9 protein-coding genes, 1 tRNA gene and 2 pseudogenes are annotated in these 9,831 nt (G+C 71.6%); 6 read left to right on the top strand and 6 right to left on the bottom strand.

Going from position 1 to position 9,831, the window contains the following annotated elements; genetic code table 11:
- Window positions 1–364: pseudogene (locus tag ABT367_RS38775) on the top strand (hypothetical protein); the annotation flags it as partial.
- Window positions 361–1,950: an NADH-ubiquinone oxidoreductase-F iron-sulfur binding region domain-containing protein gene (locus ABT367_RS38770; RefSeq protein WP_352258334.1), complete on the top strand. Its 1,590-nt coding sequence runs from the start codon at window positions 361–363 to the stop codon at window positions 1,948–1,950. The pseudogene ABT367_RS38775 and the gene ABT367_RS38770, both read left to right, overlap by 4 nt.
- A 26-nt stretch (window positions 1,951–1,976) precedes the next feature.
- Here the strand turns inward: ABT367_RS38770 and ABT367_RS38765 are convergent, their stop codons facing one another.
- Together ABT367_RS38765 and ABT367_RS38760 are read right to left on the bottom strand one after the other, a co-directional pair.
- The gene (locus ABT367_RS38765; protein ID WP_352258332.1) at window positions 1,977–3,170 is read right to left on the bottom strand and encodes a sensor histidine kinase; all 1,194 of its coding nucleotides are present in this window, start codon (window positions 3,168–3,170) and stop codon (window positions 1,977–1,979) included.
- Entirely contained in the window at window positions 3,161–3,823 is a 663-nt protein-coding gene (locus ABT367_RS38760; protein WP_352258330.1) for a response regulator transcription factor, read from the bottom strand. Before ABT367_RS38760 ends, ABT367_RS38765 begins: the two co-directional genes overlap by 10 nt.
- Window positions 3,824–4,015: 192 nt before the next feature.
- Between ABT367_RS38760 and ABT367_RS38755 the strand changes: the two genes are divergently transcribed.
- Genes ABT367_RS38755 through ABT367_RS38745 form a run of 3 tightly spaced genes read left to right on the top strand, consistent with a single transcriptional unit; the run spans window position 4,016 to window position 7,367 of the window.
- Window positions 4,016–5,251: an ABC transporter permease gene (locus ABT367_RS38755; RefSeq protein WP_352258329.1), complete on the top strand. Its 1,236-nt coding sequence runs from the start codon at window positions 4,016–4,018 to the stop codon at window positions 5,249–5,251.
- Window positions 5,252–5,292: 41 nt separating this feature from the next.
- The gene (locus tag ABT367_RS38750; protein WP_352258327.1) at window positions 5,293–6,663 is read left to right on the top strand and encodes an FtsX-like permease family protein; all 1,371 of its coding nucleotides are present in this window, start codon (window positions 5,293–5,295) and stop codon (window positions 6,661–6,663) included.
- 2 nt (window positions 6,664–6,665) lie between these two features.
- On the top strand, window positions 6,666–7,367 hold the full coding sequence (locus tag ABT367_RS38745) for an ABC transporter ATP-binding protein (RefSeq protein ID WP_352258325.1): 702 nt from the start codon (window positions 6,666–6,668) through the stop codon (window positions 7,365–7,367).
- Window positions 7,368–7,474: 107 nt separating this feature from the next.
- On the opposite strand, the gene ABT367_RS38740 is transcribed toward ABT367_RS38745, so the two are convergent.
- Window positions 7,475–7,547: transfer RNA gene (locus ABT367_RS38740), tRNA-Ala, on the bottom strand.
- Between the two features lie 137 nt (window positions 7,548–7,684).
- On the opposite strand from ABT367_RS38740, the gene ABT367_RS38735 reads away from it, so the two are divergent.
- Entirely contained in the window at window positions 7,685–9,010 is a 1,326-nt protein-coding gene (locus tag ABT367_RS38735) for a glycosyltransferase 87 family protein (protein WP_434975636.1), read from the top strand.
- On the opposite strand, the gene ABT367_RS38730 is transcribed toward ABT367_RS38735, so the two are convergent.
- The 3 genes and pseudogenes from ABT367_RS38730 to ABT367_RS38720 all read right to left on the bottom strand — a co-directional run.
- Window positions 8,989–9,222 (bottom strand): hypothetical protein, encoded by a 234-nt coding sequence (locus ABT367_RS38730; RefSeq protein ID WP_016643127.1) that lies wholly within the window; start codon window positions 9,220–9,222, stop codon window positions 8,989–8,991. The two genes, ABT367_RS38735 and ABT367_RS38730, sit on opposite strands and share 22 nt — an antisense overlap.
- 3 nt (window positions 9,223–9,225) lie before the next feature.
- Entirely contained in the window at window positions 9,226–9,423 is a 198-nt protein-coding gene (locus ABT367_RS38725; protein ID WP_352258337.1) for a hypothetical protein, read from the bottom strand.
- A 78-nt stretch (window positions 9,424–9,501) separates the two neighbouring features.
- Window positions 9,502–9,831: pseudogene (locus ABT367_RS38720) on the bottom strand (MFS transporter); the annotation flags it as partial.

Genomic DNA, 9,831 nt, shown 5'->3' with positions numbered 1-9,831 from the left:
CCCGTCGCGCCCCGCACCGCCCGCGTACCCGAGCGGCACCACGCCGTACGACACGGCCGCGAGCCCCACGTACGACACCGGCCCGGTCCCGACGTACGACACGGGCCTCGCCGAGCCCGCCACGGACCCCGCCGCGCCCTTCATCCCCGCGCCCGCCGCAAACAGCGACCCCCCGTACTACGTGACCAGCGACCCCTACGACACCGGCTCGACCCCCACGTACGGCTCGGGCCCCATCTCCCCGTACGACACCGGCCAGACGCCCTTGTACGAGGCACCGACCGAACCGATCCCGAACCCCTTCGAGGCTCCGGCCGCGGGTGAGCCCTGGTCCGCGCCCGGTACCGCGGGAGGCCGTCGTTGAACGCACCGCTGCCCGACGTCCCCGAGGTCCGCGTCGTCGGACTGCCCCAGCTCACCTCGGGGTTCGACCTCGTGGAACGGCTCGATCTGGCGATGCACCTCAAGGTGCACGGGCCCCTGGAACCCATCGGCGGCGAGCGCCTCGCCCAGCTCGCCGACGACGTCTGTCTGCGCGGCCGCGGCGGCGCGGGCTTCCCCTTCGCCAGAAAGCTGCGGGCCGTCGCCGACGCGGCGATCAAGCGGGGAGTACGGCCGGTGGTGGTCGTCAACGGCAGCGAGGACGAGCCCGCATGCCGCAAGGACACCGTTCTGATCAACCGGGCCCCGCATCTGATCCTCGACGGCGCCCTGCTCGCCGCCGAGGCGCTCGGCGCCCGCACCCTGGTCGTCGGCGTGACCCGTGACTCGACCGAGTCGTCGATGACCGCCGCGCTCGCCGAGCGCGGCCTGTCCAACCGCCGCAGCGCCGCCCTGCGCGCCCGCGTCCAGCGCAACCCCGAGCGCATGGTCACCGGCGAGGCCTCGGCCCTGATCCGCTCCATCGACGGCGGACCCGCGCTGCCGCCGGGCCGCCGGGTGCGCGCCGCCGAGTCGGGCGTCGGCGGTGCGCCGACCCTGCTGTCCAACGCCGAGACCTTCGCGCAGCTCGCGATCGCCGCCCGTATCGGCCCGTCGCGCTACCGCGGCACGGGCCTGTACGACGAGCCGGGCACCGTGCTCCTCACCGTCTCCGGAGCGGTCGCGCGCCCCATGGTCATCGAGGTTCCGACAGGTGTCCCGCTCCGTTACGTCCTGCAGCTCGCCGGCGCTCCCCCGCTCCCCCAGGGCGTGCTGACCGGCGGCTATCACGGCAGCTGGCTGAACGCGATCGCCTCGCACGACGCGGTGGTCTCGCGGGCTTCCCTCGAGGCGCTCGGCGGAGCCCTCGGCGCGGGCGCGATCCTGCCGATCGGCCAGGAGACCTGTGCGCTCGGCGAGGGACTGCGCGTCGCCCAGTGGCTGGCCGACGAGAGCGCGGGCCAGTGCGGCCCCTGCCGTCTCGGCCTGCCGGCGGCGGCCGGCGGTCTCGCGGACGTCCTGAACGGCGGCGGCCCCACGGCCCTGGAGGCGTTGCACGAGATCACCCGCGCCGTGAAGGGGCGTGGCGCCTGCAAGCACCCGGACGGTTCGGCCCGTTTCATCGCCTCGACACTCACGGCGTTCAAGGACGACCTCGCGATGCACGTCCTGAGCGGCGGCTGCGGCCGCGAGACCCGCGGGGTGCTGCCGCTGCCCGTGCCGGGCCTGACCGATCCGGGCGCACCGAGCGGTGAACGTCTGGTCGTCGACTGGACCCTGTGCCAGGGCCACGGCCTGTGCGCCGATGTCGTACCGGAACTGATCACGCTCGGCCCCGACGGCTTCCCCACGGTCTCGGACGCGGGCGTCCCGCTGGCCCTGCGCGGCCGTGCCCAGCGCGCGGTACGGCGCTGCCCGGCCCTCGCCCTGCGCCTGGAACGCACCGCCGACCAGCTCCCGGCCCCGCCCCGCCGCGCGGCCCTGCCGAGCGCTCCGGGGCGCAAGGCACTGGGGAGCGGCTGGAGTTGAGAAGCCGGCGGGGACGGACCCCGGCCCTACACGAGCCCGAAGGTGACGGCGATGCGCAGGCCGCCCCCGGCCCTGGCCGTCGCCTCGGTCCGTGCCCCGTGCGCCTCGGCGATGGAGCGGACGATGGACAGCCCCAGGCCGTGCCCGCTCTGGTGTGCCAGACGGTCCTGGGCAAGGCGGCGGAACGGCTCGAAGAGCTCGTCGACCCGGTCGGCGGGCACTTCGGGGCCCGTGTTGGCCACCGTCAGGGTGCGGCCTTCGAGCGTCACGTCGACGCGGCCGCCGGGGTGGTTGTAGCGGATGGCGTTGCCCACCAGGTTGGTGAGGAGATGACGGAGCAGGACCGGGTCGCCGACCACGTCCGGGGCCGTACCCGTCACCACCACCTCCACTGACATCTCCCGTGCGGGCGCGGCGAGTTCGGCGGCCGCCTGCCGCGCAAGCACGCCCAGGTCCACGGGCTCGGTGGCCCCGAGGCCGCGGTCGCTGCGGGCGAGCAGCAGCAGCGCGGCGATCAGTTTCTCCGCGTCGCGGTTGGCGGCGAGCAGATCCTCGCGTACCTCCTCCAGGCCGTCCGGGAGCGGATCGGCGAGACCGACCTCGAGGCTGGTGCGCTGTACGGCGAGCGGGGTGCGCAGCTCGTGCGAGGCGTTGGCGACGAAACGGCGCTGGCTGTCGAAGGCCTTCTCGAGACGGTCCAGCATCGTGTCGAAGGTGTCGGCGAGGCGGTGCAGTTCGTCGTCGGGGCCGGTCAGGGCGAGGCGCTCGTGGAGGTTGTGGTCGCTGATCCGGCGGGCCGACTCGGTCATCGCGGTGATCGGCCGCAGCGCCCGCCCGGCCAGCCACCAGCCGAGCAGCCCCGCGAGCAGCGCCATGACGAGCAGTCCGATGCCGGACCACAGCAGCATCTGCTGCAGCGCGGCATCCTGCACCGCCTGTACGGTCTGCTCGGTCTTGCGGATGGCGATGCCCTCGAAGGCGGCCGGGTTCCAGGGCGGCGGCACGGTCGCACCCTGGCCCGGCTGCACCGGCTGTGCCTGGCCGGCGCTCGGGTCATCGGTCACCGGCAGGAACTCCATGCCCTGCACTTTCTGCGCCGTGCCGTAGCGGGCGAGCAGCACCACGAAGGCCAGCAGCCCCATGCCGGCGAGCAGGAAGAGCCCGCTGAACGCGACCGCGAGGCGTGCGCGGAACGGGAGCCTGCGCAAGGTCAGCCGCACAGCCGGTACCCCTGTCCTGCGTCGGCGAGGATCAGGTCGGGATCGCCGAGTTTGCCGCGCAGCCGGCTGATGGTGGCGCGGACCGCCGTGGTCCGCGGATCGAGGTTCTCGTCCCAGACCGTCCGTACGAGCTCGTGATGCGGCACGGCATCGCCGCCCGCCTCCATGAGCAGCCGCAGCACGGCGAACTCCTTCGGCGTGAGCGTCACGGCCCGCCCGCGCGCCGTGACCTCGCGCCGGGCCCGGTCCAGCGTGATGCCCGCGTGCCGCAGCACGTCCAGCGGCGCCTTGGGTACGCGGCGGCTGAGTGCGCGGATACGGGCGACGAGTTCGGCGAAGTCGAAGGGCTTGGCCAAGTAGTCGTCGGCGCCGAGCCGTTCGAGCCCGTACACCTTGTCCTCGAGGGCGCCGGCCGAGGTGAGCATGAGGATCCGCGGCGGGTCGACGAGCTCGCGCAGTCTGCGGCACACCTCGTCGCCCGTCATCACGGGCAGATCCCGGTCGAGCACGAGGACGTCGTACTCGGTGAGCAGGCACATCCGCTCGGCCTCGTCACCCGAGGCGGCCAGGTCCACCGCGATCGACTGCCGCCGAAGCCCGGTCGCGATCGTCCGCGCGAGGACCTGATGGTCTTCGGCTACCAGAACCCTCATACGCGCACTCTCATACGGCTCATGCAAGCAAGCGGAACGTTGCAGAGATATAAGCAACTGGGCCGACCGGGCATCGGCCCCTGTCCCGCCGGTCCCGACGACCGCTGCCGGTCCGTCCGTAACCGGCCGCTCCTTATCCCGCCGTAACAAGCCTTATCCCCCTGCAAAGCCCTGCCTGGTGTGCTCGGCGCCATGAACTTCGTCAAACGGGCCGGCCTGAGCCTGGTCGCCCGCAAGGGGAAAACGGCGCTGCTCCTGGGCGTCTTCCTGGTGGTGTGCGTGCTGCTGCTCGGCGGCTTCCTGCTGCAGGGCGCCATGGCCCGCCAGGAGGACCGGGCGCAGCACCGGATCGGCGTGGACGCCACGGTGCGCGCCGACGGCCTGACCGCCGAGCGGGCGGCGCGGCTGGCACGTGAGCCGGGCGTCCGGCGCTACAACCCGCTGCTACGGGGCACGCCGCGGATGCCGGGCGGCAAGCTCGTCGTATCCGACGCGCCGCGCCCGCCGGACAGCCGGCCGCAGCGTGACGGGCCCGGTCTGGTCGGGCTGCGGGACTCGGAGATGCTCCTCGACTTCGCCACCGGCCGAAGTTCCCTGGTCGCGGGCCGTCCCCTCACCCCGAAGGACGCCGACCGCGATGTCGTCCTGATCGGCGAGCGGCTGGCCGGGCTCAACGGGCTCTCCACCGGCGACCGGATCACGCTGACCTCGCCGGACGGGTCACAGCGCAGGACGTACGACATCGTCGGCATCCACCGCGACGACCGGGCGCGCACCCCCGGCACCTGGGTGGAGCCGGCCGAGCTCCTGGCCAACCAGATCTACACGCCGCTCGGCGCACTGTCCGATCTGGGGCTCGGCGGACGGCTGGACGAGGCGGTGTTCAAACTGGGCTCGCCCGAGGACGCCGAGCGGGTGCACGCGGCGGCCCGACGGCTGCTCGGCGACACCGGCTTCCGTTTCGACGTCAACGACAAGGCGTACCGGGACCAGGTGCAGCCGCTGCGGCGGGTCGGTGCCTTCGCCGGGGCACTGGTCCGGCTGATCGCCGGCGCGGGCACCGTGGTCCTCGCCCTGATCGTCGCGCTCACGATCCGCGAGCGGCGAGACGAGCTGGGGATGCTGCTCTCGCTCGGCGAGAAGAAGTGGAAGCTCGTCGGCCAGCACACGGTGGAGGTCACCGCCGTCGCCCTGCCCGCGCTCGCACTCGCCGCACTGGCCGGTGCCACCCTCGCCGGCGAGGCCTCGCAGCTCCTTCCCGGCCACACCGCGGCCGCCCTGCTGCCGCCCGCCGAACTGCGGATGGGCCCCGCCGACCTCGGCAGGGTCGCGGGCCTCGGCCTCGGGATCGCGCTGGTCGCCACCGCGCTGCCCGGCATCGGCATCCTCCGCCTGCATCCCCGCTCGATCCTCACCGACAGCGAATGACCTCCTCCCCCTCACCAAGAGAGAGCCGGCCGGACACCGACATGAACTTCCTCAAACGCGCGGGCCTGAGCCTGTGGTCCCGTAAGACCAGAACCCTGATCACCTTCAGCACCTTCGTGGTCATCTCCGTGATGGTGCTCGCGGGAGTCCTCATCAAGGACGCCACCGCCCGTGCCTCCGATGCGGCGCAACGCAAGATCGGCGCCGAGGTCACCCTCGGCGTGGACATGGATGCGCTCGCATCCGCGGGACAGCTTCAGGCGCCGCAGATACGAACCGACGTGGTCGACAGAATCGGTACGTCACCGCTGGTGGACAAGTACACCTACCGGTCCTTCAACGGCGCCTCCTTGCAGGGCGACAGGAAGCTGCCCGGCAAGCCCCTCTACCCGGAAGTGCCGACCTCGACCCTGGCCTTCGGCGTACTGGACTCCTCGCTGGAGCCGGACTTCGCGAGCGGCAAGTGGAAACTGCTCTCCGGCAAGCCGATCACCGGCGCGGACCGGGACAGGAACGTCCTGCTCGTCGAGGAACGGCTGGCCCGCGCGAACAACCTCAGGACCGGCGACAGAATCACGCTCGGCGAGAACGACCCCAAGGGCGAACGCACCGCCGAGTTCACCGTCCAGGGCATCTACCGCGACCCGTCCGACGCACCCGACCCCGAGTGGCAACTCGACCCGGGCAACCGCCTGTTCGTCACCGCCGGGGCACTCAGCAAGCTCAACGGGGAGGACGCGGCGACCGTGGGCGCGGCGACCTTCCAGCTCAAGGACCCGGCGACGTACGAGGAGTTCGAGGCGCAGGCCGAAAGGACCGCCGGGGCCTCGTTCAAGGGCTTCGAGCTCGGCATCAACGACAAGGCCCTGCGGCAGATGACAGGACCGCTGTCGTCCGTCTCCGGCACCGCCACCGCCGCCATGTGGCTCATCGGCGTCGCCGGTGCCGCGGTGCTCGCCCTGCTCGCCGCGCTCGCGGTCAAGCAGCGGCGCACCGAGTTCGGTGTGCTGCTCTCGCTGGGCGAGCGCAAGGGGAAGCTGATCGCGCAGCAGGTGGTGGAGATCGTCGTGGTCGCCGCGCTGGCCATCGGTCTCAGCTCGCTGTTCGCACAGACCCTGACCGAGCGGGCGGGCAACGCTCTCGTACGGGACGAGGCGAGCGCCGCGCAGCGGAAGCTGGACGCCTGGAAGCCCCCGCCGCCCGGCTCGACGGGCCTGCAAGAGGGCATCGACCAGGACGCCGAACCCGTCGAAGGCGCCGACCCGATCGACCGGATCACCGTACGGCTCGACAACGGCGCCCTGGCCACCGTGGCGGGCCTCGGCCTCGGTATCGGCCTCCTCGCCACCGCCCTGCCGGCCGCGTCCGTGCTGCGGCTGTCCCCCCGCTCCATCCTCTCGAAGGGGAAATGACCATGAACGACGCCACGTCGACCGCACCGCCCGCTCTGGAGCTCACCGGCCTCGGCCATACGTACACCGGACAGCGCCGCAGGACCACCGTGCTCAAGCAGATCGACTACCGCTTCGAGCGCGGTGTCTTCTACGCCATCCTCGGGCCCTCGGGCAGCGGGAAGACCACGCTCCTCTCGCTGGCCTCGGGTCTGGACGCACCCACCACGGGTTCGATCGCGTTCGACGGGGTGGATCTGCGGACCATCGGTCTGGGCCGCTACCGCAACCGGCACGCCGCCACGATCTTCCAGCAGTACAACCTGCTCACCTATATGACCGCGGTGCAGAACGTCACCGCCGCCATGGAGATCACCAAGGTCCGCACCCGCGACAAGAAGGCCCGTGCCCTGGAGATCCTCGAACGCGTCGGCCTCGACCGGCACCACGCCACCCGCAACGTCCTGCGGCTCTCCGGCGGCCAGCAGCAACGCGTCGCCATAGCCCGGGCCCTGGCCTGCGACGTCGACATCCTCTTCGCCGACGAGCCGACCGGGAATCTGGACGAGGACACCGCCCAGGGGATCATCGGGATCTTCCGCGAACTCGCCCATGAGCAGAACAAGTGCGTGGTGGTGGTCACCCACTCCCAGCAGCTGGCTGCCCAGGCCGATCGCACGCTCACCCTGCGCCGGGGCAAGGTGACGACCACGCCCGCCCCCTGAGGGGGTGTGGGTGGCGAAGCCCCCACAACGCGCGGCGAAGCCGCGCAGAAAACGACGAGAGCGACCCGGTCCGCGTATTCCGCGGACATGGGTCGCTCTCGATCAAGTGGAGCTAAGGAGAATTGAACTCCTGACCTCCTGCATGCCATGCAGGCGCTCTACCAACTGAGCTATAGCCCCTTGCTTGGTGTGTCCGCCCGGTTTCCCGTGGCGACGTCGACAACAGTACACGCTCACCCCGGTGCTCCACCAAATCGTTTGTCGCGGCCATGATCGCCAGCAGAGCGGGGCCTCCGCAGCCGGTAACGTCGGTCGGCGTGACCATCCTGGGACGAACCGCCGCGCGAGCCGATGACGACCTGCACAAGGGCGCCGGACGCCCTCTGCTGCTCGCCGCGCTCGTGTGCCTCATCTCGTTCACGGCGTTCTGGATCACCCAGCGGCTGGCCGGTGTGACCCTCCTCGACGTGATGGTCTACCGCGCCGAGGGCTGGACGGTCCGCAACGGCGGCGACCTTTACGCGATGCAGGCCACGGTCTCCAACCTCCCCACCACGTACCCGCCGTTCGCCGCCCTGCTCTTCACGCCGCTCACCCTGCTCGGCGTACCGGAGATGCGGACCTTCGCGACCGGCTTCAATCTGCTGCTCGTCCTGGCGCTCGTGTATCTGGCGCTGCGGCTCATCGGCATCGAGGAGCGCGCCAGGCGCCTCACGCCGGCCCTGCTCATCGCCGCCGCCCTCGTGTGGTGCGAACCCGTGTGGACGACGTTGCGCTACGGGCAGATCAATCTGCTGCTCGCGGTGTTCGTGCTGTGGGACCTCACCCGCCGCAAGGAGAACCGCTGGGCGGGTATCGGGATCGGTCTCGCCGCCGCGATCAAGCTGACGCCCGCACTGTTCGCCGTGATGCTGGCGCTCGCGGGCATCGTCGTGGCGGTGCGCCGGGTGCGCGCCGCACAGCCGTGGTGGAACCCGCAGCTGCGCCGGGCCGCCACCGCCACCTGCACCTTCCTCGCGGTCACCGTGGCGTCCGCGGTCGTCCTGCCGTACGACTCGAAGCGCTTCTGGACGGAGATGGTCTTCTCCGCGAGCCGCCCGGGCCAGGCCGAGGACACCGCGAACCAGTCGCTGCGCGGCGTGCTCGCCCGCCTCCTGGGCACCACCGACCCGGGCCTGTGGTGGGTGGTCGTGGCGGCCGTGGTGGCGATCTTCGGCCTTGCGGTGGCGGTGAGTTCGCTGGTCGAAGGCCGTACGGCATGGGCGGTCACCGCCTGCGCCCTGACCGCCCTGCTGATCAGTCCGGTGTCCTGGTCGCATCACTGGGTGTGGATCGTGCCGGTCCTGATGCTCCTGGTCACCGAGGCCCGCCGGCGGGGCGGACGCGCACTCAAGACGGTGGCCGCGGCAACGGCCCTGATCTTCTACTCGTACTCCCTGTGGTGGGTCCCGCACGCCGGCACCAGCGCCACGGTGCGGCCCGAACTCGACCAGAACGCGGGCGAATTCCTGCTCTCGTCCGGCTATGCGCTGGCCGGTGTCGGGTTCCTGGCGCTGGCGGCTCTACGGGGACGGGGCGCCGCGAAGGTCACCTTGACGCTCCCGGCCCAGAGCAAGCACCCTCAGGCCGTCGCGAACGAGTAGAAGCGCTTCAGAGTGCAGTGCTCGTCGAGCAGCCGTCCGTAGATCGGCTCCCCCTCGAGTTCACGGTAGGTCTCGATGGGGTCGCCCTTTATGATCAGCGCCCGCGCGCATTCCTCGCACCAGTACTGGTAGTCGGGGTTGACCGGTTCCATGTCGCGGACGATCGGCGTACCGCTGCCGCACCAGTCGCACTTCCTCCTGTGTGCCCCCATCGATCAGCTCCAGCTGTGGCCGCAGGCCGTGCACACGTAGGAGATCCCGCCGTTGTCGCCGAGCACCTGGGCGACATGGGTGGAACCGCAGGACGGACAGATGAGGGAGATCGGCGCGGGGGTGGTGGGGAGTTGCTCGCAGCCCTGGGTCCCGGCCATGTCGAGGAGGTCGCCGTCCTCCTCGAGGCTGCTCCCAGGCATCGTGCTTCTCCCTCCCGTGGGACCGCCGTCGTCCCCCGATCCCGGCCCGCTCGATTGTGCCACGGTCGTCCGGATGGGTCAGCGACGCGCGCGTACCAGTCCGGACACGGCGCCGAGAAAGGCGGCCCCGGCCAGCGCGAATGCGGTGATGAGGAGGGCGTCCGCGGATTCCTGGGCGCCTGCGAGGGGCCGGCTCAGGAAAACGGTGCCGAACACCGCCACCCCCGACAGCTGACCGAGCTGCAGCACCGTGGTGAGCAGCCCGCTGGCGTCCGCTGCGTCCTCGGGCCGTACGGTCGCCAGGGCGCGCGTGAAGGTCGGGCTGTACGCGAGCGACATCCCGGCCCCGCCGGCGGCGAACGCCGCCCAGAGCCCGACCCCGCCGCTGCCTCCGTCGCGCAGCGCGAG

Origin of the sequence: Streptomyces mesophilus (assembly GCF_040300965.1) — a bacterium.
GTDB classification, from domain to species: domain Bacteria; phylum Actinomycetota; class Actinomycetes; order Streptomycetales; family Streptomycetaceae; genus Streptomyces; species Streptomyces mesophilus_A.
The sequence above is the reverse complement of the archived record's forward strand: the minus strand, read 5'-3'. Positions and strand labels throughout refer to the sequence as shown.

Bases quoted from the DNA above. Each gene is read 5' to 3' on its own strand.
- ABT367_RS38760 (WP_352258330.1), bottom strand. From the start codon at position 3,823: ATGAGGGTTCTGGTAGCCGAAGACCATCAGGTCCTCGCGCGGACGATC.
- ABT367_RS38755 (WP_352258329.1), top strand. From the start codon at position 4,016: ATGAACTTCGTCAAACGGGCCGGCCTGAGCCTGGTCGCCCGCAAGGGG.
- ABT367_RS38750 (WP_352258327.1), top strand. From the start codon at position 5,293: ATGAACTTCCTCAAACGCGCGGGCCTGAGCCTGTGGTCCCGTAAGACC.
- ABT367_RS38745 (WP_352258325.1), top strand. From the start codon at position 6,666: ATGAACGACGCCACGTCGACCGCACCGCCCGCTCTGGAGCTCACCGGC.
- ABT367_RS38730 (WP_016643127.1), bottom strand. From the start codon at position 9,222: ATGGGGGCACACAGGAGGAAGTGCGACTGGTGCGGCAGCGGTACGCCG.
- ABT367_RS38725 (WP_352258337.1), bottom strand. From the start codon at position 9,423: ATGCCTGGGAGCAGCCTCGAGGAGGACGGCGACCTCCTCGACATGGCC.